This is a genomic window from Fodinibius sp. GM108 (genome assembly GCF_058386985.1).
Genome location: NZ_JBYEIR010000001.1, coordinates 303,773 through 328,053, shown reverse-complemented (window position 1 = coordinate 328,053; position 24,281 = coordinate 303,773). Strand labels below are relative to the sequence as shown.

The 24,281-nt window shown below is 42.8% G+C and carries 20 protein-coding genes; 7 read left to right on the top strand and 13 right to left on the bottom strand.

Going from position 1 to position 24,281, the window contains the following annotated elements:
- The first annotated feature begins 224 nt into the window (after positions 1–224).
- The 6 genes from miaA to ACT3ID_RS01540 all read left to right on the top strand — a co-directional run bounded on the left by miaA (position 225) and on the right by ACT3ID_RS01540 (position 3,719).
- Positions 225–1,154: a tRNA (adenosine(37)-N6)-dimethylallyltransferase MiaA gene (gene miaA, locus ACT3ID_RS01565; protein ID WP_491540217.1), complete on the top strand. Its 930-nt coding sequence runs from the start codon at positions 225–227 to the stop codon at positions 1,152–1,154.
- Positions 1,155–1,181: 27 nt separating this feature from the next.
- Positions 1,182–1,445, top strand: a complete 264-nt coding sequence (purS, locus tag ACT3ID_RS01560; RefSeq protein WP_491540216.1) for a phosphoribosylformylglycinamidine synthase subunit PurS — start codon at positions 1,182–1,184, stop codon at positions 1,443–1,445.
- A gap of 13 nt (positions 1,446–1,458) precedes the next feature.
- Complete coding sequence (locus tag ACT3ID_RS01555; RefSeq protein WP_491540215.1) at positions 1,459–1,797, top strand: ATP-dependent Clp protease adaptor ClpS; 339 nt, start codon at positions 1,459–1,461, stop codon at positions 1,795–1,797.
- A gap of 7 nt (positions 1,798–1,804) precedes the next feature.
- Complete coding sequence (purQ, locus tag ACT3ID_RS01550; RefSeq protein ID WP_491540214.1) at positions 1,805–2,506, top strand: phosphoribosylformylglycinamidine synthase subunit PurQ; 702 nt, start codon at positions 1,805–1,807, stop codon at positions 2,504–2,506.
- Between the two features lie 22 nt (positions 2,507–2,528).
- Positions 2,529–3,299, top strand: coding sequence for an LPS export ABC transporter ATP-binding protein (gene lptB / locus ACT3ID_RS01545; protein ID WP_491540213.1), 771 nt, complete (start codon positions 2,529–2,531; stop codon positions 3,297–3,299).
- Positions 3,300–3,386: 87 nt separating this feature from the next.
- Positions 3,387–3,719 (top strand): rhodanese-like domain-containing protein, encoded by a 333-nt coding sequence (locus tag ACT3ID_RS01540; protein WP_491540212.1) that lies wholly within the window; start codon positions 3,387–3,389, stop codon positions 3,717–3,719.
- Positions 3,720–4,021: 302 nt separating this feature from the next.
- On the opposite strand, the gene rho is transcribed toward ACT3ID_RS01540, so the two are convergent.
- From rho to ACT3ID_RS01480, 12 genes are all read right to left on the bottom strand, one after another.
- Positions 4,022–5,215 (bottom strand): transcription termination factor Rho, encoded by a 1,194-nt coding sequence (rho, locus tag ACT3ID_RS01535; protein WP_491540211.1) that lies wholly within the window; start codon positions 5,213–5,215, stop codon positions 4,022–4,024.
- Between the two features lie 175 nt (positions 5,216–5,390).
- Complete coding sequence (locus tag ACT3ID_RS01530; protein WP_491540210.1) at positions 5,391–6,719, bottom strand: tetratricopeptide repeat protein; 1,329 nt, start codon at positions 6,717–6,719, stop codon at positions 5,391–5,393.
- 54 nt (positions 6,720–6,773) lie between these two features.
- Positions 6,774–8,069 carry a hypothetical protein gene (locus ACT3ID_RS01525; protein WP_491540209.1) on the bottom strand — a complete coding sequence of 432 codons (1,296 nt, stop codon included), beginning with the start codon at positions 8,067–8,069 and terminating at the stop codon, positions 6,774–6,776.
- A 2-nt stretch (positions 8,070–8,071) separates the two neighbouring features.
- The gene (locus ACT3ID_RS01520; RefSeq protein ID WP_491540208.1) at positions 8,072–9,259 is read right to left on the bottom strand and encodes a hypothetical protein; all 1,188 of its coding nucleotides are present in this window, start codon (positions 9,257–9,259) and stop codon (positions 8,072–8,074) included.
- A gap of 93 nt (positions 9,260–9,352) precedes the next feature.
- Positions 9,353–10,171, bottom strand: coding sequence for a glycogen/starch synthase (locus ACT3ID_RS01515; protein ID WP_491540207.1), 819 nt, complete (start codon positions 10,169–10,171; stop codon positions 9,353–9,355).
- Positions 10,172–10,209: 38 nt separating this feature from the next.
- The gene (locus tag ACT3ID_RS01510; RefSeq protein WP_491540206.1) at positions 10,210–11,028 is read right to left on the bottom strand and encodes a phosphosulfolactate synthase; all 819 of its coding nucleotides are present in this window, start codon (positions 11,026–11,028) and stop codon (positions 10,210–10,212) included.
- A gap of 124 nt (positions 11,029–11,152) precedes the next feature.
- On the bottom strand, positions 11,153–13,012 hold the full coding sequence (gene glgB, locus ACT3ID_RS01505; protein ID WP_491540205.1) for a 1,4-alpha-glucan branching protein GlgB: 1,860 nt from the start codon (positions 13,010–13,012) through the stop codon (positions 11,153–11,155).
- A 636-nt stretch (positions 13,013–13,648) separates the two neighbouring features.
- On the bottom strand, positions 13,649–15,139 hold the full coding sequence (locus ACT3ID_RS01500) for a sodium/proline symporter (RefSeq protein ID WP_491540204.1): 1,491 nt from the start codon (positions 15,137–15,139) through the stop codon (positions 13,649–13,651).
- A gap of 116 nt (positions 15,140–15,255) precedes the next feature.
- Positions 15,256–16,659, bottom strand: a complete 1,404-nt coding sequence (locus tag ACT3ID_RS01495; RefSeq protein WP_491540203.1) for a Glu/Leu/Phe/Val family dehydrogenase — start codon at positions 16,657–16,659, stop codon at positions 15,256–15,258.
- A gap of 893 nt (positions 16,660–17,552) precedes the next feature.
- Positions 17,553–18,062, bottom strand: coding sequence for a 2'-5' RNA ligase family protein (locus tag ACT3ID_RS01490; RefSeq protein ID WP_491540202.1), 510 nt, complete (start codon positions 18,060–18,062; stop codon positions 17,553–17,555).
- Positions 18,063–18,143: 81 nt separating this feature from the next.
- The gene (locus tag ACT3ID_RS01485; protein ID WP_491540201.1) at positions 18,144–18,899 is read right to left on the bottom strand and encodes a hypothetical protein; all 756 of its coding nucleotides are present in this window, start codon (positions 18,897–18,899) and stop codon (positions 18,144–18,146) included.
- 283 nt (positions 18,900–19,182) lie between these two features.
- Positions 19,183–19,506 (bottom strand): hypothetical protein, encoded by a 324-nt coding sequence (locus ACT3ID_RS01480; protein ID WP_491540200.1) that lies wholly within the window; start codon positions 19,504–19,506, stop codon positions 19,183–19,185.
- A 97-nt stretch (positions 19,507–19,603) separates the two neighbouring features.
- Here ACT3ID_RS01480 and dinB point away from each other — a divergent pair, with 97 nt between their 5' ends.
- Positions 19,604–20,701 carry a DNA polymerase IV gene (gene dinB / locus ACT3ID_RS01475; RefSeq protein ID WP_491540199.1) on the top strand — a complete coding sequence of 366 codons (1,098 nt, stop codon included), beginning with the start codon at positions 19,604–19,606 and terminating at the stop codon, positions 20,699–20,701.
- A gap of 15 nt (positions 20,702–20,716) precedes the next feature.
- Here the strand turns inward: dinB and ACT3ID_RS01470 are convergent, their stop codons facing one another.
- Positions 20,717–24,067, bottom strand: coding sequence for a PAS domain S-box protein (locus ACT3ID_RS01470; protein WP_491540198.1), 3,351 nt, complete (start codon positions 24,065–24,067; stop codon positions 20,717–20,719).
- Positions 24,068–24,281: the final 214 nt, after the last annotated feature.

Genomic DNA, 24,281 nt, shown 5'->3' with positions numbered 1-24,281 from the left:
TCTCTTAGCAACCAAATTAGTAATGAAATATAGAATAAATTGTGTCACTAAATTTGCAATAAAAATCAACTTGTGAGACTGTTAAAGTACATTTTCATCCTACTTACCTTCAGCTGATAAAGCGGCTAAACAGTGTCACAAAAATCGCCACTCACACTCAAAGAAGTGCTTAAAATTGCTTATACTTTAACTTCTATAAATTGTAGAAAAACAGATATTTATACGTGCGCATACTGTTACTGGGGCCCACTGCTGTAGGTAAAACCAGCCTGTCCATTAAACTTGCCAATGAACTTGATGCTGAAATTATTTCTACCGACTCTCGGCAGTGTTACAAATATATGAACATCGGTACTGCCACTCCAACTAAGAAAGAACGCGGCAATGTTCCCCATTATAACCTTTCGATTATCGATCCCGCAACAAAAGACAGCGTAGTAAACTTTTACGAGCGGGCTATGGAATGGGAAAAGGAGATTGAATCCCGTGGTAAAAATGTGCTTTATGTCGGAGGCAGTACACTGCATGTACAATGCGTGATTCAGCCGCTTGATGATGTACCCGAGGCTGATGAAGAAAATATCGAACAGCTTGAAAACCGAATTGCCGATGAGGGAATTGAATCACTCTACGAACAGTTGCAGGATGTTGATCCCAAATACGCCAGGAAAATGGACGGCATGAATACGCAACGGATCGTCCGGGCACTTGATGTATGGATGCAAACCGGCCAGCCGTTCAGCTCTTTTCACTCCGATAACAATACCATTAAAGTACCAGATGATATGCTCGTTTTTGGATTAAAACGAAATCGGCAAAAATTATACGATCGCATCAATCAACGCGTTGAAAATATGTTTGATCATGGATTCCTTAATGAAGTGAAATCGATCATTGATCGGGAATATTCGCTTAACGATCCCGGACTTAATACGGTTGGTTACAAAGAAGCGATTGCATTTTTAAATGATGAAATCAGCCGAGATAAGATGGTAAAAGATATGAAAACCCAGACCCGGCGCTATGCTAAACGACAGCTTTCATGGTTTCGGCGGTGGGATTTTATTGACTGGATTGACATCGAAAAATCTTCTAAAGATGAGGCTGTGTATTATATCGTACAGCAGTTAGCAGCTAAGCCAAATAAAGATTAACTTTAGCCTCATTTCAAAATATACTCAATGTTAAATCAAACAATGTATAAAGCAACTGTAAACGTAACGCTTCGGAAATCCATTTTAGACCCAAAAGGCAAAGCAGCCCATCATGCTCTGAAAGATCTCGGATTATCCGAGATAAACAAGGTACGCATCGGCAAACGGATTGAGCTGGATATTGATGCCGATGACAAAGAACAGGCGTTTAAAATTGCCGAAACGGCATGCACAAAACTGCTGGCCAATGAAGTGATGGAAGATTTTGAAATAGAGATCCACGAAAACTAAAATAGCTAAGTTTATGAACGATCTGCTTTTTAGTATCCGGGGATCCGATCCCGGGGTTGAGGAGGAAGAAAAACCGGATGTCGATGTTGATGTTCTAGAAGAAGAACTGGAAGATGAGGAGGAAAAAACCCCGTGGAGAGTCATTCTTTACGATGACGATGTCCACACATTCGACGAAGTAATTGATCAGCTCATGAAAGCGCTGGGATGCAATAAATCTCACGCCGAAGAGCTAACTTATAAAGTTCACAATGAGGGCAAAGCCGCTGTCTACGAAGGCAGTTTTGAAGAATGCTTCGAAGTCAACGGCGTGCTCAAAGAAATACAACTTGTCACCGAAATAAAAGGATAATACTACTGTGTCTGCTAACTTTGGAGTAATTGTTTTTCCTGGTTCTAACTGTGATCACGATGCCTATCACGCATTGGCGCACGTGATGAATGCCGAAACGAAATTTTTGTGGCATAAAGATACCGACCTGTCAGGTATCGACTTTCTGTTGATACCCGGTGGATTTTCTTACGGAGATTATCTGCGTTCGGGTGCCATAGCTCGTTTTTCGCCCATTATGCAATCGGTTAAGGATTTTGTCGAACAAGGGCGACCTGTTCTAGGTGTTTGTAATGGATTTCAAATTCTGCTTGAGGCAGGACTGCTTCCCGGAGCAATGCTCCACAATCAAGAGCTACGTTTTATCTGCAAGCATACCTACATTCGCTGCGAAACATCTAATTCGCTATTCACCCGCAATATCGAAGAAGGAACTGTTTTAGATATCCCGATCGCGCACGGTGAAGGTAACTACTTTACCGATCCGGATCAGTTAAAAGAACTGCAAGATAACGATCAAGTCGTCTTCCGCTATTGCGACAAAGAAGGCCGCGCTACCGAAGAGGCCAACTGCAACGGCTCGGTGGATAATATCGCCGGTATCTGTAACAAGAATCGGAATGTACTCGGTATGATGCCACACCCCGAACGGGCAGTCGAAGAAATTCTCGGATCCGATGACGGCAAAATGATTTTTGATTCTGTGTTAAATGAATTAGCAGTTGCATAAGCCGCAATTAAAGTAATCCGTAATGGCGGACCAGCCCAAAAAAACGCTTCACAGTCGTGGATTAACCAAGAGCTACAAGAAACGTACGGTAGTTTCGGATGTGTCTATCGAGGTGACGCAGGGCGAAATTGTGGGACTTCTCGGACCAAACGGCGCTGGCAAAACAACGACGTTCTATATGTTTGTAGGATTGGTCACGCCCGATGACGGGGAAATTTTTCTGGATGACCGCAATCTTACGGGCATGCCGATGTACAAACGAGCCCGACTTGGTGTAGGTTACCTGTCACAAGAGGCCAGCGTCTTTCGAAATCTTACTGTCCGCGAAAACCTGGAATCGATACTCCAATTCTTTGATCTCTCTGATAAAGAAATTGATGATCGCGTAGAACAGCTTATTGAAGAATTTGGATTAGAACGAGTCATCGACAGTAAAGGCTACAGTTTGTCGGGCGGTGAACGGCGGCGGACAGAGATTGCACGAGCGCTTGTTACAGATCCAAATTTTATTCTGCTTGATGAACCATTTGCCGGGGTTGATCCTATTGCGGTCGAAGATATTCAGGAAATTGTCGCTGAACTAAAATATCGAAATATCGGGATTTTTATTACCGACCATAATGTGCACGAGACACTGGCTATAACCGATCGTGCCTACCTGATGTTTGAAGGCAAAATACTGAAAGAGGGTTCAGCCGATCAGCTGGCCGAAGATGAGGAGGCGCGCCGGCTGTATCTGGGCAGCCAGTTTCGACTGGATCGCTACGGTCCACAGCGGCAGGAAGAAGAATAAAATGTGTAGAGACGGACTGTCCGTCTTTTTATATGAAAATTAATTATTAGACGCATGCAATTCGTCCCTACAAAAAGTAAATGATTTATGGAAGAAATTACGGTACAAGAATTTAAGAAAAAAATAGAATCAGAAGGCGATGATGTTTTTCTGCTTGATGTGCGTCAGCCTTTCGAGAAATATCAATCCAACATTGAATATGATAACTCAACACTCATTCCGGTGGAAGAACTGGGCAATCGCCTGGATGAGATCGCGGATAAAAAAGAAAATGAGATTGTCTGCATGTGCCGCAGCGGCAGTAGAAGTGCAAATGCATGCGAGCTACTTGAGAAGAAAGGGTTTTCGAATGTTAAGAATCTAAAGGGTGGCATCAATGAATGGGCACGGGAAATCGATAACAGCCTGCCGGTGTATTAGTCGTGAGTTATGAGTAGTGAGTAGTGAGAAAAACCATATTTTGGTAATTCAAATAGAGGCTTCATGATTCATTACTCAATCATCATCCTGATATAACTTCAGCAGAAGCTAGAAAAGTGAACTCAAGAATTGAAAATTCGAGTCGAAGCTTTCGGGATAAGATCCATTGCAAAGCTTCATTAATAACTTTGAGAGAGCGGTTGCTAACAGATGCTAAAAGTTCCTTAATCAGGTTCAGGGCTTATTCCAGGACATAGGCAAATTCTTCTCAATACTCATTACTCAATACTCAGATACTGTCCTTAAACCATTGCCGCAATCTGGTTGAGAAGCTCTTCATTGCTGTCGGTGTTTTTGAGCACCTTCAACAGACTCTGCATTGACTCTTTGGGGGATTTTTTGAGCAAGTAACGACGCACCATGTTTCGCTCTTCCATGGAATCGGTGATGAACTTATCTTCATTACGGGTGCCGGAGGAACTGATGTTAATCGCCGGGAAAATACGGTCATTAGCCAACTCACGATCCAGCACTAACTCCATATTACCGGTACCTTTGAACTCTTCGAAAATCAGGTCGTCCATTCGAGAGTTAGTCTCGATAAGGCAGGTAGCGATAATCGTCAGCGATCCGCCGCCTTCAATTTTCCGCGCCGAGCCAAAAATCTTTTTTGGGATTTCCAGTGCCCGGATATCAAGTCCGCCCGACAGCGTACGTCCGCTGCTTTCCTGAATGTTGTTGTACGAGCGTCCCAGGCGCGTAAGCGAATCGATAAGAAGCACTGCATCATCGCCCATTTCGGCTTTTCGCTTCACATAACCGAGCGCCAATTCTGTAATACGAATGTGGCTCTCTGTAGGCTTATCATTGGATGAAGCAAATACTTCGGCATCGGTTGAACGCAAGAAATCGGTTACCTCTTCCGGGCGTTCATCGACAAGTAAAACACCCGTATTTATATCAGGATGATTTTTTGTCAGCGATTCAGCAATTTTTTTAAGCAACACGGTTTTACCTGTGCGTGGCGGTGCTACGATAAGAGCACGCTGTCCCTTGCCGATAGGGGCCACCAAATCCATAACCCGCATTTCGATATTTTCGGGATCATTGCCAAGTTTGATATGCTCAACCGGCATTATAGGTGTCTGAAGCTCAAAACGAGTGGCGCGCTGCCATTCCATCGGATCTCGTCCATTAATCTTTTCGATAGAATGGATGTGGCGGTGGCCATTATCGTCTTCTTCATATTCACCTTCAATTTCCAATCCCGGACGGAGGTTATGATGTTTTACTTCGTCGGGCTTCAAAAAGGGATCATTTGGCTCATAACTGAACTCAAAATCCTTTTTCCGGGCAAAGCCGTAGTTTTTGGCGTTAATTTCTACAACGCCCTCATACTCTCCGGCAACCCGGACATTTTGATTTTCATTAAAGCGTGGAACAAATACATTTTTCTTGTTCCTACCGCGATTATTATTGTTTCGTGAACGTCCCATTTACATCTGTTTTAGCTTGATATCTGACATCTCCGGGTCAATCCAGAAGTTACCCAAAAATGTCGGAGTTGAAATTCAATTTAGCGAATCGAGAGGAAGAAAAGCAGCATAGCGATCAGGCTATGCTGCCAGCGAATCAAAAGTTAAGATAAGAATGTTTACTGATATTTAAAATCTATCGAACCGTTGTTGTTTCATTAATCCAGCCGTAGCATTCATTCAAGTCGGCATCAATTTTAAAGTCCTCCCCATCTTCCAAAGGCGGCTTCCAAAAGAATTTATCTGACTTTGATGGAATTACCGGCTCATACGACTGATATTTGCGATCTACTTCATTCGACACACTTTGATCAACCGATTCGGCTTTATCTAAATAATCCAGAACTAACCAGTAGACGGCACGGTCTTCAGGGGTTAACTTTCGATCGCTTGTACATTGACTGATAGTCTCTGCATAAATATCAGCAATCTGTATATATGGTTTGCCCCAGTCGCTGTCATACTCTATAGCTTCTCGGGCAAATCGGCGTGCATTTTGCACATCCTCTTGGTTAAGATACGCATCAGAAATTTCGAGAGCTATTTCCGCTTTCTGTTCATCTTCTTCGGCCTTTTCGATAGATTCTTTTAAATATTTAATAGCCTGGTCGTAATTAGCATTACTTTGTGCAGCCTCGGCCAAAGCCATGGTATTCTCAAAATTACTGTTCAGCTCATAGAGCTTTTTGCTGACTTCGCTAGCTTTTTCACTCATACCCTCCTCTTGGTATAAATCACGCAATTGAGTGAGTATCTCTTCGTTTTCCGGATCCTCCTCTAACTCACCTTCCAAAAAGGTGATACGCTCCTTTGGTGAATCAAACAATTCATTTCGGGCGTCGTCGTAATAATCTGTGAGACTTTCAGGGGCATATCCTTCTGTTTTTTTAATAATGGCCAATGCTTCATCCTTCAATCCCTCGTCAATCATCTCTTCCAGCATGATCTGCATATAATAACCGTCACCTCGCTGGGTAAACTCTTCAGGCTTTATTTTGTATGCCTCGCGATAACTTTCAGCCGCTTTACTCAGTGCATCGCTAATAACGCTGGAGTGAGTCTGATAGAATCGACCTTGTTTTATACTCCAATCATAGATAAAATCCTCATCGGTGCCATATTTTTCAAAGGCATTTTCGAAAATAATCAATGCTGTATCTACATAAGCTTCCTGCAGTGAAGGGTCACCGGTTTCTTCAGCCAAATTACTATACGAGGTAATCAACCGGTCGAGATTCCTTTTTAGATCAAACTGAGAATATCCTTCCAGCTTTTCTGGCATCCCTTTCCAAATCCAGCGTCCAAATTTTACCGCCCTGTCATAAGATTCTGCTCTGTAATTTTCATAAAAAATAGAATAAGCTTGCAACTCATTCATTCCACTTGGTGGTGATGCCGGAGACTGTGCCATTACCCAGCTACTGCTCAGCAGCAAAAATGCAGATAATGCTATTAACTTTCTCATAATTCTAATGATTTACTAAGTGTTCAGGTTTAAAACTAATTCAGAAGCAATTTATTATTGGAGTCTGGGCCTAAAGAACATTATTTCTGCTAAATTAAGCGATAGCCGAAGACCCCAAATTTGTTCTTCAACCAAATTCGAAGATGTCGTTCCTCTGATACCATACTCAAAACTAAGGTCAACCGATGAATTTGATGATGGCGATCGAATGCCTAAGCCTAAAGAAAATTTTAGTGTATTGATTCTTGTTCCTTCTAATTTTAAGTGCCCGCTATCGTAAGATGTTCCAATTCGATATTTAAAACTAGATAAGAACTTATCGGATCCGGTAACATAAGGAAAATACTGCATTCCCAAACCTAGTTTATAACGATCTACAAAAAGTTCTTCCTGGTTGGGTTCAAAATCATTCCTATAATTTGACCATCCCTGGTAGAAACCTTCAGCTCCCACCATCATCAAGTTACTGGGGCTATAGCTCAGCCCTCCACTAACTTTCACAGGCATTTTAACAGTTCCTTCACCATTCTGCAAATCCTCACTTACGGTAACCCCGCTGGTTACAACAGTACCCGTTTGCTCCCGTTCAGCATCTAAAGAAACCGGCAATGTAACAGTGGCTCCAAACCCCAGCTGGTCATTATTGCGGAACAAGCCAGGTAGTTGCAAAGAAGCACCGAAACGATTCCCAAAACCGTAACCATTCGTTTCAAGGGTAAAATTCGCCGGTCGATAGGGAGATTGCGGAAATACGGCTAAAAATGAATCATCTACAGACATAAATACCAGTGATGCCGCATATCCAACCGAAATATTTGAATTAATCTTCCATCCGAACCCAAGTTCGGCACGATTTACACCACCACTGCCTTGATTTTGTATTCCATATCGTACCGAATCTTGTGCTGCACCTTCTCCTATATACTGGGTGCCTTCTTCAAAAGTTCGAAAACTAGCATTGGTAACGGGCGCAAAAGAGCCAGAAATACCCAATCTATCTCTTATTATGGGCAGTTGTAACTGAAATTGATTTATTGAAAAGTTTGAATTTATGACACTTGCTGTGGCGTTGCTGGCGTTATAAGATTCTAATCCGATTCCACCTACACCAAGACCATAAACTGTTCGTCCCCAATGAGCCGGATTGGCATAGCTACCGACAGAAGTTTCATTATAAGATATTCCCAATAACCCCATAGACTGAGAGGCAGTATTAGCAAGATCTACCGGATATCCAACCCCTAATTTTGAATAAGTCGACCCACTTCTGGCCTTTCCATCATCGGATTGTGCAAGTGCAGCAGATCCCAACAGACTAAAAAGAATCGATATTATGGCTACCTTCTTCAATGCTACTTATTATTGTTTTTTAATGATGTGATTATAATTTGTGGTCGCTTATCCTTTGGCACCTGGTCAGAATCGGTGTAAATAAGACCTGATTTTATCACGCCGTTGTTAGGTGAGGTCATAAAAAACTGACGACCTTCGGGAATTCCGGCCTGGATAATTCGATCCGCCAGATTTGTAATATTAAATCGATAAGTACCGTCGCTGGCAGAGTATGTCCCTTCAATTCTGTTAACATTGTCGACCTCACCCACAGGATCAATATTGTCGGGAACTGCTGCTGAATCTACAAAGTGCAAATATACTGTGGATTCCTGAGGACGTCGAACATTTGTAGGCTCCGACTGCAGACTTTGTTCCATGGCCGCATTGTTCTGGTGGAAAACCAGTTCGGCTCTGGAAAAAGCAGAAGCTTGGATATCAAGATCAGCAATTCCCAGGTTGTTAAAGTTTATCACACTTTCATACGTACTATAAAATGGGGCAGAACCTTCTGGGATATCAGAATTTTGATCACGCTCCAAAACATATCCTGATTGGTTTAATGCAACATCAAAAGTATCAGCTTCGGGATTTTGCACTATAAAGCGAGTTGAGTCGCGGCGTATTGGGATAATTTTGCTGTCATTTTCAGGAACTATAGCCAATCCATGAAAATTATATCTGTATAACGAGTCAGCATTATTTTCATTATTCGTAAATTGACGATACTTAGTCACCCAACCTGAAGGCAGCTCTATATCCAAAGAGTCTTCATTTTCTACTGTAAACCCTTTGAGTTTGGATTCAATCTCTCCATCTTCTTTTTTTATCTGGATTTTATCATAAATTCTCAAAGCCCGACCGCGCCACAGCTCATCGACTTCATAAATTCCAAACTCCTGGGGCGCTGATTCATTTCCATATATTTGATCATCGTCAAGCAAAATTCGCAGGATCATTTTAGAATCGGTCTTCATATCATTATCACCGGAAGGCAAGCTGGGTTTTAAGAAAGAAGTAGCTTCCATATCCCCGAATAGCGGATCGTTATAATGGCCGGCCGAGAAGAACGACAGGTCTCCAGAATATGTAAGGGGTTCAATGGTCTGAATACCTTCGACAAAAATAGTATCGGTTATAACATCAGCATCCGGACCTTCCAATCCGGAACCTACAGATCCCGGGTTTTCGCAACCATTTAATCCCAAAAAAATACTGCATATAACAATCGCAAAGATTAAGCGTGGATTTCGAAAGGGTTTGTACATTACGTTCTGCAACCAAATGCTGCTAAAAATTTATTAGGATTCTTCGTTTTCTTCTTCGGTTCCTGCAATCTCATCATAATAACTAGCGAACTGATCAGAGACTGCCTCAGGCGATCCCTGTATTTTTTTCGGAGTAATCTCTAGAGTATCAAATAAATCATCTAACTGATTAGTGATATGGTTACCTGTTACCACATGATCGCTATATTTTAAGCCAATTGTACGTAAGTCAACGTTCTCCCCCTCAATAAGATTGCCCCGATCAAAAGAATCTGGCAACCCAACCAGATCCAACAGTTTTTTATTGAAAATGCCGTTGTTTTCCGGATGATGAATATTGTAAATAACTTTTGTGTCCTTAAACAGATCCAGATCATTATATTTCTCTTTTACCAATAAAGGAATAAGCCCGGCCGGCCAGTCGTGGCAGTGAATAATATCCGGCTCCCATCCCAGCTTGGCTACTGTTTCAAGCACGCCCTTGCTATAAAACACTATCCGCTCATCATTATCATCATAATGCTCATTGGTATCCGGATTCATGAACATAGCCTTTCGTTCAAAGTAGGTATCATTATCCAGAAAATAGACCTGCAGCTTTGCATTAGGTATACTTGCCACTTTTATGCGCATGCTTTCGATCTTGTCACCTACCTCAACTTCAATCCCTGACAGTCGAATAACCTCATGAAGCCGGTTTCTGCGATCATTAATAGTACCGTATTTAGGAAGCAGAATACGAATCTCATATCCTTTGTCTTGTAGGGAAGCCGGCAAAAACCGCAACAGATCAGCGGTGTGCGTCATTCTGGCAAAAGGAGATATCTCAGCAGCGGCATATAAAACTTTCATAGTTAATGGCTAATGAATTCGTTGTTTATTTAAATAATTTATTCGTCAGATTCGCTGTTTTCCTGACCTAGATAGAGCTGGTCCATTTCTTCATCATCAAGAGAATAGAAATCAAAAAGTGTATCACTTCGTAATCCCAGACGCAAGGTCTCGACAGGAATTACTTCTGAAGGCTGTACGTTACCCAAATTTACGTTACTTCCAAATTTTCGGATAAACCAGACTTGTTGTTCTTTTTGAGGAGCTTCGAAAATCAAGTTTTCAACAGGTACCTGATCTGCTATTTCATCAATAAGACCAGACCGCACTTCGCCGTTTGGTCTGAAAACGCCAACCGTTCCACTTTCCCGGGCTTCACAAATGATTTTCCAGGCACCAGCATCAAGCTCGCGTTCAATCATCTTTACCCATTTATACGGCGGAATAATATCGTTCGGATTTTTACTCCCGATTTCTGATAAGATTGTGAAATGCTTACTCATCTTCTGGATAATTTCAACTTTCCGCTGATCGGAAAGCCAAATTGTTCCATTCGAAACTTCGGCATGCTCTATATCAAATCGATCGAGCAACTTCATGTATGAGTCAAGCTGATCACGCAGTACATACGCCTCGAAAAGTGTTCCCCCAAAATATACAGGTATGTCAGCGTTAGAATATACTGCTAATTTCTCTTCCAGATTTTGCGTTACATAACTGGTACCCCAGCCAAGTTTTACAATGTCTATATGATTAGAACAGGATTTGCAAAAATCTTCAACTTGCCGGACGTTAAGACCTTTATCCAAGACAAGTGTCATTCCTTTTTCACGAGGTTTTTCGGTACGCTTGGGAAGATGATTTAGTTTAAAAGCCATTGAGGGATTCTAAGTTTGACAATTTAAACGGACAAAGATACTAAAATGAAGCCTGTTAATAAAGTTTTAAGCAATCTTATTTGAGAAAGCACTCAGGACAATAACGCCTGAAACTACCAATTGTTTAATTTGTTTTTGGTTTTAAGATCAAAGCAGAATAGGGGGCTATCCAAATATGCTGCTTCCCGTCATGTCGGCCATGCCCGCCATAATTACCACCGCCATAATATTTGGAATCACTGTTAAAAATAAGCCGATACTGCACGCCTTCAAACGGACCTAAATAATATTCACCTATTCTTTGGCCGGAAAAGTTAAACACACAAAGCAAGTGATCAGAGGGATTTTGTGCTTTCCGCAAAAAAGCGAAAAATGATGATGTCCGCTGACCCACTTCGATCCATTCAAATCCATCGGACTCTTGATCCTGTTCAAATAAAGATTTCTCACGTGTATACAAGGCATTTAAATCATCCATTAACCGTTTAACTCCCTGATGCCGATCATGGTCTAATAAATGCCAATGTAATGCCCGATCTTCCGCCCACTCGCTGGTTTCTGCAAATTCGCCACCCATAAAAAGCAGTTTTTTTCCAGGATGGGTATACATATAAGAAAACAATACGCGCAGGTTGGCAAACTGCTCCTTTTCATTACCCGTACTTTTCCATACCAGTGGTTTTTTCAAATGAACAACCTCATCGTGAGATAGCGGAAGTACAAAATTCTCCGAATAATTATACATCATCGGAAAGGTAATCTTATTGGGATCATACTTCCGTTCCTGGGGGCTTCTCTTCATATACTGCAGTGTATCGTTCATCCAGCCCATATTCCATTTATAATCAAATCCCAATCCACCATGATGAACAGGCATTGTAACACCCGGCCACGAAGTTGATTCTTCGGCAAAGGTCAGGGTGCCGGGAAATTCCCTGTGGATAATTTTATTGAAATCCTTCAAAAACTGAATAGCCTCAAGGTGTTCATTGCCACCATATTTGTTTGGGGTCCATTCGCCTTCCTCCTTGGAATAATCCAGATATAGCATCGAGGCCACGGCATCAACCCTCAACCCATCGATATGATATTTATCGCACCAATACAGAGCATTGGATAGCAAAAAATTGCGGACACCTGCCTTACCGTAATCAAAAATATATGTTCCCCAATCCTTTTGCTCCCGTTTTTTAGGATCCTGATACTCGTATAGGGGCGTGCTATCGAACATCTGCAGACCCTGCTCATCTTTAGGGAAGTGGCCGGGCACCCAATCCATAATAACCCCAATTCCCTGCTTATGGCATTCATTTACGAAATACATAAAATCCTTGGGCTCTCCGAAACGACTGGTTGGAGCAAAATATCCCGTCACCTGGTATCCCCAGGAAGGATCATAGGGATGTTCTGCAATAGGCATAAGTTCGATATGTGTGAAGCCACAGTTTTTCACATAGGGAACAAGCTCGTGAGCCAACTCCCGATAGCTCAAATACTCATTGTTCTGCTCACCTTTTCTTTTCCAAGAAGCCAGATGCACCTCATAGATAGATATCGGTTTTCGAAATGACTGTCGTTCGCTCCGGTCTTGCATCCATTCTTCATCATCCCATTCAAATCCATCCAGGTCATAAACCAACGAGGCTGTTTTGGGGCGTACCTCCATAGCATAAGCATAGGGATCTGATTTCAAAAAAGGAGGTGCGTCTTCGGCTGTTTTAAGCTCATATTTATATAGCGTCCATTGCTTAATACCCGGAACAAATGCAGTCCAAATGCCCGTAGAATCATCTTTCTCCATGGGATTTTCGCGCCCATCCCACTTGTTAAATTCCCCGACCACACTGACGCTGTGGGCGTTAGGAGCCCAAACAGAAAAATAAGCTCCATTCTCGGTAAGATGAGCACCCATATGCTCATACGCCTGATGGTGATCTCCCGCCTCCCATGCCTCTTTGTTATTATTCGTCAGTATATTTTGCACATGTAAGAATTTGATGATAAATCATGTTAACAGATACTATAGGTTAAGGGAAAGAAATGCAATGGCAAGGATATTTAAATCCCACCCATATTTTCTTTTTTGATTTATTTAACATCATCCTCCTTTTCCCCAGATATTAAGAGTGCCATCGAAATGTGCTCGTGATGAAGACAGCGGTTTTACCTAATGACGTCATCCCGATTGTAGCCGGCCATCGGGAGGCGGAACAGAGGGATCTAAATTGGCTGGAAATAAGCCACTTGCCATGATAGATTTCTCCGCTACGGTCGAAAAGACGTTGAGGAGAGATTGGTTTCTGGTTAATTTGAATTTATTTCAGGGCCTGTTGCAAAGGTTGCTTTAAAAGCTTTTTTAAAGCACAATGCTTATAGATGCTGAAGAGATCCTCAATCAAGTTCAGGACAGGGTTTAGCATGACACATAGACGATTCTTTTTCATCTCATTCCCAAGCTCTTGCCTGGGAATGCTTATCCCAGAGCATTTTTCGTTACGAAGCAGGAGCCCGCCTTCGCCGAAGCTTTTCTAAATGGACTGCCTTATTTTTAATCGGCTACGCGCAGGCAGACTTCGTAACGGGATCTAAATTCAGGGTGACATCTAATTATAAACGCCGTCTACTTCTTAAATTCAATAAACGCCTCTTCAATATTTTCAGGCTTTTTCGTAAATCGGCTGACCAACCAGGTTGCCAGCAAACTCAATATAAATGCAGGAATAAGCTCATATAGATTATCCTTCAGAACCGGGATATAGTACCATACAATAGTTACTACCGTACCTGTAATGAGACCAGCAAAAACACCCTTTCGGGTGGTACCTTTCCAATACAGTGCCAGAATTGAAGTCGGTCCGATAGCGGCCCCCAATCCCGCCCATGCAAAAAGGACCAGCCAAAACACAAGCTCCTGCGCTACCAGGCTAAATAGCAGTGCTATGACCACCAACAGTACAACAATAATTCGGCTGTAGAGTACCAGCGTTTTTTGTGGGATCTCTTGTCCTTTCTTTATGATTCGATCATAGACATCGCGCACCACCGCCGATGCTGCCACCAACAGCTGAGAATCAGCCGTCGACATAATGGCCGCAAAGATAGAGGCTACAACCACTCCGAATATCACAGGATGCAGATGCTGCTGTGCCAGTGCCGGGTACAGGTTTTCTGTATCACTGGCAGGCAGGAGGTCCGCTTCGGGAAAATATATTCGTCCTGCCAGCCCGATAAAAATCGCGCCCCAGCCCATAACTACATTCCAAATAGTACCTATCACTGCCGACCAGCGCAGCTGCTTTGGATCGTCGATCGACATGTATCGAGAAAGGATATGGGGATTCCCCGGCGAACCGAGACCAATTCCTATGAAGCCTAACAGCCCGCCGAAACCGATGGCAAGAGGATCCACAAAACCTGCCTCCGCAGCACTGAGTTGTCCAAGCACCTCCGGCAGGCCTCCAGCGTTCCAAATTGCAATAAATGGCAACACAACCAGCGCAAAAATCATAAAGATAGCCTGGAACATATCGGTAAGGCTGACGGCCCAAAATCCCCCAACAACGGTATAAGCCATAATAATGATTGCAGTGATGATAATGCCGTTGGTTTGAGTCAATCCAAAGCTGGAGGCAAAAGTTTTTCCACCTGCAACAAACTGGGCTGAGACGTAGCCCACCATGAATATTAGGAATACAATGACAAGAGCTATTCTCAGGTATCCATTTTTGTCGTTAAAACGTTCGGCAAAAAAATCGGGTACGGTTATACAATTATAGGCTTCTGAATAGTTTCGGAGCCGGCGGGCGTAATAGAGGAACAAGAAAAGCTCCACGATGATGTAACCCATCACAGCCCATACGGCCGAGGCCCCTTGCGAATAGGCCATTCCGGTGACACCTACCAGCAGCCAGGCACTGCGCCCTGAAACTACGGCTGAAAGGGCAACAACGAAACGATTAATCTCACGTCCGCCAATAAAAAACTCACTGATGCCTTTCGAAGAAAAACGCGTAGAATAGACTCCAATCCCAACGAGTAGAAGTAGGTAACCTATAAATGCACCTACTGCATATTCATCGACGGCAATAGAGATGACTTGCGTTTCATCCATTGTCGCGGAATTTTATCCGATAGGAAAGTGCAATTGCCAGAGCAATAATCAGTACCGGCACAACAAACATTATCGTATAGAAAGAAAACATCTGATCCCTCAATTCTTAGTCGCTATCATGGGAAAATACCCATCTGCTCGTACATAATGCCGATTTTGTTTGTCGCACTCAAAAAAGCAGCGGTACGGAGATCAATATCGTGCTTTTTGCGCAGCTCATTAAGCTCGTTATAGGCATTAATCATCGTCTCTTCCAGACCAGAATCTACCAGCTCGTATTCGCCAGCGCCCTGGGCCAGGTTTCCCATCTCTTGTTCCGTAAATGTGCGGTCAGAGATATTTTCTATCGTCTTTAAAATTTTGCGATAGCTTGTCTCCTCAGATCGTTTTTCCATCCGTCCAAATCGGACATGCGACAAATTTTTTAGCCATTCAAAATAGGAGACCGTTACGCCTCCGGCATTCAGATAATTATCAGGAATGATCAGGGCTCCTTTCTCTTTTAAAATGTTATGAGCCTCAGAAGTTGTGGGTCCGTTTGCAGCCTCACCTATAATTCTGGCCTTAATATTTGGTGCATTTTTTTCGGTAATCTGATTTTCAAGTGCGGCCGGAATCAATATATCGCATTCGGCCTCTAGAACCGAGGTATTACTTTCGAGGCTTTCAGAATTTCCAAAGCCGAGGATGGTATCATTTTCTTTGCGGTATTCCATCAGCTTTTCCAAATCCATGCCGTCTGGGTCATAAATTGATCCTTCAATCTCGGCCACGCCAACCATTTTTGCGCCGGCTTCGGTCATATATTTGGCAGTGTGATATCCAACATTCCCCAGTCCCTGTACAACAAATGTCTTACCCTCGAGACCGGGCTCCATACCAAGATCCTTCATGTCTTCTTTATTCCGACATGCCTCGCGGATCCCAAAATAGACTCCGCGCCCGGTGGCTTCGGTCCGCCCCCTAATACCGCCCTGAGGTATTGGTTTACCGGTTACACAACCCTCCGCATTCAGATCAGATTTCAACTGCCGATAGGTATCCATGATCCAGCCCATCTCTTTGGCGCCCGTTCCATAATCCGGAGCAGGAACATCAGAACCCGGTCCCAAAAACTCTTTTTTGATGAGTTCATAGGTATATCTGCGGGTAATTCGTTCCAGCTCTCGTTCCGAGTAATTGGATTTATCAATTTTAATACCGCCTTTTGCTCCTCCAAAAGGAACATCAACAACAGCACATTTATAGGTCATGAGAGCTGCCAGGGCCATTGTTTCGTCTTCGTTCACCATCATACTAAAACGAATACCGCCCTTGGTAGGCAGTTTGTGATGACTGTGCTCCACACGCCATCCATGAATCACCTCAATAGAACCGTCATCGCGCTCGAGCGGAAAGGTAACATGATAAATATTATTGCAAATTTTTATCTGGTCTAACAGCCCTTGATTATATTGAGAATATTTAGCAGCTGAATCGAAGGCCTTATTTACCTGGTCGAAAAATTGATAATCAGACATGAATGTATCATTTCTTTTCGTGAAAGAGCAGCCTTTCACACATTTCTAAATTGATGATAAATGACAATCGTAATATTATTACAGAGTGTCAACAATTTTTATCTAGGGGGACTATTCAAAATCACCTTATAACATTATATCATCGCGCCTGCCCTGAAATACTCAGCTTTGTGGCAAACCGCAGCCCGCCTTGAAAAAACCGGGCTACGAACAAAAGCAGAAGCTGTCTGAAGACAGCTGAGAATCAAAAATAATAAAAAGCGTTGTCATCCCGAGGATAGAAGAAACGAGGGATCTCAGCCGTTGATGGAGCTTTCGATCATCTAACATAGCTTGCTTTTTTGATACACTTGAGATCCCTCTCCCAAAGTATCGGGATCGGGATGACAACCTGGGTAGTACGGGCAGGTATCGCACTTCGAATGGAAAAGATCTAAAGAATAAAACAGAAAGGTTTTTTGCAGTACGAGGGGATGTTTGCTATGATTTCTTATCCTTTTCTGCCATAAGTCTGCGACGTGTGCCGGGCTACTTAGCACTAGTTGCCGCTTTGCCCAGCCTTGAAAAAAACCGAAAAGAAAAGCAGAAGCTGTATGAAGGCAGCTGGAATCAAAAAAAGGCATGTCATCCCAACCATAGCCGAGGGATCTCCTAGAACCGCCTCAAGTAGGATCTAAAGGATAGACTTGTTACGTAGCTGCGAGCTAACTCAGTGATATTCTTCGACTCCAGCCTTAAATCACAGACTTTCGCTCTCCCGATTGCCTTCAAAATCGGATGACAAACAGGTGTTGCCGAGGCAGGAGAATTGATAAAATCTAATTATAGCATCTCGTACTTACCAGTAGTCATTTGAACATTTCCACAGAGACTTGTAAAAATATCATGCAACTCTAAAACATAGCGGCATGTACTTTGCGCCACTTATCGGGAGTACCATCTGTTTGCATTAGTACAATTTTTTCAACCGGAAACCGTATGTAAAACTCACGCCCAATGTTGTTCAAGATTTTTTCTTTCTGTTTTTGACTAAGGTTACCGTACAACAAACTTAGATGCGGCATATACTCTTCATTCTCGATATCAAACAACCTACAGGCATTGTTTCTTAATGACTTCAGTTGGTTAGTTTCTTTAACATGGATGAACAAAGCTTGGTAAAAGGTATCGAGATAGCCGGCCTTTGTTAGCTCCAGCTCAAAAGGTTCGACAGAAGAAACTAATGTATTTGTTATTGGAATCATTTTAGTTTCGGTGGCCGATACTCCTCCCAACAATGTAACATGAGGTGAAAACAGAGGAGTACCATATTTTTCGCTCAAATTCTTTATCCGCTCTTGAAGTTTGTATGCGATTTGTCCGCTCGGCTCAAGCCATAGCGAATAAGTAGCCGATTTTGTCATAGCTGTTTAATCATATCTTATTTAGAAATTTCGTTTACCCAATTATCTGATATTATTTATCTCAAAGGTAAGACAGAGCCATTATTCATTCAATGGCAGGTAGACATGTAGGTGGTCTGTTGTTCCCACATGCCGCATTGTCTTTAATCCAGTTAATTTAAAAGCCGTGCTCATCAGCCAGTTTTTCCATTCGGGTCGGCCTCTCGTTCGTAAATCCACCGCATGGACATATCCATTTGATTGAATATAATGCAGCGATTCGGGATTCTCCGGCAGACCCATTTGAGCATAATCTCCAGGCTCACGCTGGATATCCGTAACTATTAAATCACTGTCGGCCAGTGTTATCGTTGTCAACGCCACCCTCATTATGGGATGCAGCGATCGATAATAAGAATTAATTTCATCGGTTTTTGTATGTAAGCTCGAATAGTAAAGTGCCCCGTAAAGGGTATAAGCCAACACAAGGGAAATGATACCTCGAGTTACATATTTGTTGATTCGAAACCGCTTCTGATATCGGTAAGCCACAAACATGTAGTAACCCAAAAGTAGTAGAATTGTAGCGGCTACTCCCATAGCGAGAGCAAACCACCCGCTAAGTTGGTATGTTAGATAGAGATAAGCGGATGTTCTAACCAGCACCACGAATGGAACTATCGAGGCTATGACAAATAATAGCAACCAGCCAATAGTTCTTTTCCAACTGGGAGCAGACTGGGAGAGTTTCTTTGCAGATCCTTTGCGTGTATACCTTTCAAGCTGGCGATCAAACTTTTTGTTTAACTCAACCAGTTCACTGAAATCCAGATCTTTGTGCCTTTTCTCCGCTGACATTACTTTGCATTTTGATGGAAAACTAACTTTTATTTCACGCTCATCTGCCACCAGAGTTACAAAAAGGAATAGCCCCAAATTAAAAAAGGGTTCCGGCCAGAACCGGAACCCGTACATCTCATCACAATCCCTAAGCTTAATTTAAAAAAAATGAATTAAGATGCCACTTTTTCTAACATTAATATTTACAGTAATTTAGCAGATAATTTATCTCACTGTTATACGTAAGACCAACAGATGGGTGTGCGACTTATCTCCAACAAAACATGGGCAATTACTACTCTTAATGAGCGGGTTCAGACTCCTGTGCATGAAAAACATTCAGGATAAACAGAATTGATATACTTCCCACCAAGGCAAAAATCAAGCTACCGGGAAACTCGAGATATACACTGATAGCCCCCACGACCACTGCACCAAGTACGCCGGCGACAAGATTTGTTACCAGCTTCACTCCTCTATTCCAAACAAGAACCTTTGTTAGAGCTCCCACTACTAACCCAACAGATATGAACCAAAATACTAAAGTACCACTTAAAGCTTCCATTCGAACGATATTATTTTCAATTTGAATTGGCAGAGGCAAAAAATATACTTTTTTATCCACTTTTGGAACCGGATTCTATACGATTTCAAAATCTCTGTTGTATATTTTAACTAAGATCTGTAAAAAATAAATATAGCTGTTACAGCTTTCGCTGTTCATGGATAATCCCGATACCAGAAAAATAATACACATCGACATGGATGCCTTTTATGCATCCGTCGAGCAGCGGGATTTTCCCGAGTACCGCGGCAAACCACTTATCGTGGGCGGATCGCCGGAAGGTCGCGGGGTAGTGGCCGCAGCGAGCTATGAAGTTCGAAAGTTCGGCGTACATTCAGCCATGCCGGCAGCCAAAGCCATTCGTTTGTGTCCGCACGCTATATTTGTCAAACCGCGGTTTGAAGTCTATCGTGAAGTATCAAATCAAATACGGGAGATATTTTTCCAGTTTACAGATTTAGTCGAACCCTTATCACTTGATGAAGCTTATCTCGATGTCACCGAAAATCACCTAAACCTACCATCGGCGACCTTGATTGCGAAAAAGATACGGCAGCTCATCAAAGAAAAAACAAGGCTGACTGCCTCAGCCGGCGTAGCACATAATAAGTTTTTGGCAAAAGTAGCATCCGACCTTAATAAGCCTAACGGGATGGCCGTAATTGTGCCCGAAGATGCCGAAGAATTTCTCGAACAGCTGGAGATCGGAAAGTTTCATGGTGTTGGTGACGCTACGGAATCAAAGATGAAGTCGCTGGGCATACACACGGGCAAAGATCTGAAAGCCTGGTCAGAAATTGAGCTGATTGAAGAGTTCGGCAAGACTGGCCGGTACTATTACAACATTGTCCGCGGCATCGATAAGCGGCAGGTAAAAACGCATCGTATCCCCAAATCGATTGGCAAAGAGCGGACATTTACTGAAGATATTGACGACCTAAACTGGATCCATAATTTCCTGTCCGAGCTTGCCGGCAAAGTTGCAGATCGCATGGAAAAGAAAGGTGCGGCCGGCAAAACTGTTACCCTCAAGGTACGTTATGATGATTTTGAGACCATCACCCGAAGTATTTCTTTAGATCATTATATTGACAACCCTGACGATATTTCTGATACGGCTATTTCACTCCTGGATGAAACCGAAGTCGGCGACCGAAAAGTACGGCTTCTGGGTATTACTATGTCTAATCTTAACCTGAACGAAAAAGGATTTTTTAAACAGCTGGAGATTCCTTTTGATAATAGTAGTGAGTAGTGAGATGAAGATTGGTCAGTTGGCTTCGCTTCGTATGGTGGCACATAAGGTTTTAAATGCTTCATTCTTTGAAAGGTATGCCGATGCACCAGCTCTTCGAATGCTATCTCCCACTCCTTTATCATCATGAAGAGATAATCCTATTACCTTTGCATCAGGCATTGTGGATAATATCTCATTCGTTGCTTCAATACCATCCATATTGGGCATATTAACATCCATAATGATAACATCAGGTGAGAACTTTCGAGCTAACTTAACAGCTTCCTCACCATCAGAGGCCTCTGCTACCACTCTCAAATCATCTTCTTCATCGACGATTTCTTTGAGTCCCTTGCGCATCATCTCGTGATCATCAGCAAGCATGACCTTTATGACCTCAATATCTTCTTGGGGAGAGTTTTTAATTTCATCCTCAAGAGACTCTTCCTTTAATTCAGACTGTTTGATCTCCTTCACTGGAGCAGTAAGCTTCACTTTTGTTCCTTCTCCCGGCTCAGAATAAATTTCTGTGCTGCCTCCAAGCAGATCTATCCGCTCACGGATATTAAAAAGTCCAAATCTACCTTTTTGAGTTGCCGTTGAAGTTTCAGGATCAAAACCCTGTCCCTTATCCTCTACCACAATTTGTACTTGATCATCCATCCGAGACATCTCTATGCGAGCCTTCTTCACAGCAGCATGTTTAAGCACATTAAAAAGTAATTCTCTTGTACATTGCAGTAATGTCGTGCGAATTTCTTCACTGGTTCTCTTCGGCTGTTCATCATCATCAAGAATTATCTCAAGATCATGCTGATCCTCCATCTTTTTAACCAGCCATTCTATAGTGGCTCTCACATCTTCTTTATCGAGAGCAGGAGGAGGCTTCAGATTCGACATCAGATTGCGAGTATAAGAAAGAGAATCCTCAATCAATCCTTTTAAATTATCCAATTCAGAGGATACTTCTTCGGATGGCTGTTCTTTTTGTAAGGCATCGATCTTCATCTTTCCCATCACAAGAATCTGTCCTAAATTGTCATGAAGTTCGGTAGCCAACCGTTGACGCTCCTCTTCTTCAGCCTTACTCAACTGTGATGCCAATGAGCGTAACTGGTCCTGATAGGAAAGTAAAGATTCCGTGCGCTCCTCCACTCGCTCTTCGAGTGTTTCATTAATTTCCCTGAGTTTCTCTTCAGCACGTTTGCGATCTGTCACATCTTTTGCCGCCCCGAACCATTCGACAATTTCATTGTCATCATCAAGAATGGGAATCGCCCGGGAATGGGTCCACCCTATCGATCCGTCACTCTGCCTAACGCGATACTCCAGCTCAAACATACTCTTGGTTTCAATGGCTTCATTAATAGCTTCCCTAACTCGCTCCTGATCATCCGGAGGAATATATCTATCAAGCCATGTACTGCTTGGTTCCTTCGTGTCGGCAAAAAAATCCCGGCCGTCTAGATGGCGCATTTCGGACCAGTCGGGGCTCATACGATATACTATATCAGAACTTGCCGTCACTAATGCCCGAAAACGTTCTTCGCTCTCACGCAGAGCCTCTGCCGACCGCTTTCGTTCAATTTGCCGGGCTGCCTGTTGTGTATACAGATCGAGAAGCTGCAGCTCCTTCTCGTTGGGATGGTGCGGATTATCCCAATACATGGTGAACATGCCCAAAAGCTGATCATCATTTCCATAGAGCGGAGTAGAGAATGCGGCGCGGGCGTTGTAATCTTTAACTGTTTGGTAAAATTCGGCATAATCAGGTTCCTTCGAAAGATCCTTAACAAGCACCTGTCCCCGCTTCCTCAAGGCTGCGGCACAGGTAGTGATACTATCTGTATCGACTGTCTGAAACTGTTGGTCGAAGTTTTCGTCGAAGCCGAAACTGCTGACCAACTTCAGTATTTCGTCTTGTTTGTCGTAAATCTGTGCGCTGCATTTATCTGCGTGTAATAATTCGGCAGAGGCCATCATCACTTCATGCAGCGCTTTTTCAACATCCTCTTTCATCAGCAGACGCGTGCTCAAATCGTGCAATCGTTCCAAATCGTCTCCCCAGGAAACAAGACGATCTTTGCTCTCGCGCAGCGCTTGTTGCGAACAATCACGTTCAAAAGCAATACTCGCAATATGAGCTCCAAACTCAGCTATACGATGTTCCCATTCGTCAGGCTCTCTTGTTTCATCAAAACAGAGCATAAATGAACCTACTGCTTGTTCATCTTTATTGTATATCGGCTGTGAAAAACAAGCTTTTATATCGTGTGATAAACATAAATTACGCCATTGGTCTGACCATTTGTTATCCTTTGCGATATTCTTACATATAACCTTTTGATTTTTATATACGGCCTCTCCACAGGTACCGATTGCAGAATCACTTATAGGAGCGCTCTCAAGTTCCTCGGCATATGAAGGCGGAAAATCGGGAGTGATGGGCCGATTAAATAACTGCCCCTGTTCATCAGCAAACATGACAGATACTCTAACGCCCGGACTCAGACGAGAAATGGTATTGCTCAGAGAAGAAAAGCATTTCTCTAAGGGAGCACCCGAAGCTATTAACTCTAATAATTTATTTCGCTCTTTATGTAACTTCTCGGTTCGCTTCCGTTTGGTAATATCACGAGTAAAGCAACGAGTGTGGATAAATTCTCCGTCCTCCCAGTACACGTTGGAACTGATAATAACATGTTTAATTGTACCATCCTTGCAGCGGAGCCTGGACTCGTAATTATCTAACTCCTCACCTGATGACAATTTCTCTAAAATATCCTCAATCTTATCCTGGTCCACATGGTGATCAGCTATATGGCTTCCTATATACTCCTCGCGGGAATATCCGACTAAATCAAGTTCGGCCTGATTCGCCCGCTGGATTATCCCATCCGGTCCCACCAAGTGTATACCGACCGTAGCGTTGTCAAAGAGATCAGTAAATTTCTGCTCGTTTTGAGAAGATTGCTTCTCGGCCTGCTTGCGCTCTGTTATATCCACCAGCATATTAATACCACCCCTGATATCACCTTTATCATCACGTATTGGAGTAGGGTAAGCTTCAATCCACATACGCTCACCATCAGGACGCTCTGCAATAGCTTTGGCACCATTAATACTTCGTCCTTCCTGCAGCGATTTCGCCATAGGACATTCATCATGTGGCATAGGTGTACCGTCAGGATAATAAAGCTTCCATGTTACACACCATTGATCGGAACCAAGCTGAGGTTCACGGCCAGAAAACTCCACAGCTGCGGAATTGTAGTATGTGAGAAAACCTTCAGCGTCGGTAGTGTAAATAGCTGCAGGTAGCGTATCCATCATTTCTCGGAATTGGCGTCCATTTGCTTTGGAAAATAAATTATCCAACTCCATTGAACTCGGTGTTACTTTTCTTTGTGAATAAATTGAAGGGATTGCCAATAGTCATTGATGAGTTACAACAAATCATCTCCGCAAAACATTGCTGCCTTATACCTATTTATTAATTAACGGCAGAACAAAAGTAAAGGAATAAGATAATTAATTTAAAGATCTAAATTCAGCGGTTTAGGATAAAATACAGGCGTATTTTTTATACCTTCCATCG

What these genes read in the sequence shown, in the direction of transcription:
- purS (WP_491540216.1), top strand. Translation starts at nt 1,182, where the DNA reads ATGTTAAATCAAACAATGTATAAAGCAACTGTAAACGTAACGCTTCGG.
- ACT3ID_RS01555 (WP_491540215.1), top strand. Translation starts at nt 1,459, where the DNA reads ATGAACGATCTGCTTTTTAGTATCCGGGGATCCGATCCCGGGGTTGAG.
- lptB (WP_491540213.1), top strand. Translation starts at nt 2,529, where the DNA reads ATGGCGGACCAGCCCAAAAAAACGCTTCACAGTCGTGGATTAACCAAG.
- ACT3ID_RS01540 (WP_491540212.1), top strand. Translation starts at nt 3,387, where the DNA reads ATGGAAGAAATTACGGTACAAGAATTTAAGAAAAAAATAGAATCAGAA.
- rho (WP_491540211.1), bottom strand. Translation starts at nt 5,215, where the DNA reads ATGGGACGTTCACGAAACAATAATAATCGCGGTAGGAACAAGAAAAAT.
- ACT3ID_RS01530 (WP_491540210.1), bottom strand. Translation starts at nt 6,719, where the DNA reads ATGAGAAAGTTAATAGCATTATCTGCATTTTTGCTGCTGAGCAGTAGC.
- ACT3ID_RS01515 (WP_491540207.1), bottom strand. Translation starts at nt 10,171, where the DNA reads ATGAAAGTTTTATATGCCGCTGCTGAGATATCTCCTTTTGCCAGAATG.
- ACT3ID_RS01510 (WP_491540206.1), bottom strand. Translation starts at nt 11,028, where the DNA reads ATGGCTTTTAAACTAAATCATCTTCCCAAGCGTACCGAAAAACCTCGT.
- ACT3ID_RS01500 (WP_491540204.1), bottom strand. Translation starts at nt 15,139, where the DNA reads ATGGATGAAACGCAAGTCATCTCTATTGCCGTCGATGAATATGCAGTA.
- ACT3ID_RS01495 (WP_491540203.1), bottom strand. Translation starts at nt 16,659, where the DNA reads ATGTCTGATTATCAATTTTTCGACCAGGTAAATAAGGCCTTCGATTCA.
- ACT3ID_RS01490 (WP_491540202.1), bottom strand. Translation starts at nt 18,062, where the DNA reads ATGACAAAATCGGCTACTTATTCGCTATGGCTTGAGCCGAGCGGACAA.
- ACT3ID_RS01485 (WP_491540201.1), bottom strand. Translation starts at nt 18,899, where the DNA reads ATGTCAGCGGAGAAAAGGCACAAAGATCTGGATTTCAGTGAACTGGTT.
- dinB (WP_491540199.1), top strand. Translation starts at nt 19,604, where the DNA reads ATGGATAATCCCGATACCAGAAAAATAATACACATCGACATGGATGCC.
- ACT3ID_RS01470 (WP_491540198.1), bottom strand. Translation starts at nt 24,067, where the DNA reads ATGGAGTTGGATAATTTATTTTCCAAAGCAAATGGACGCCAATTCCGA.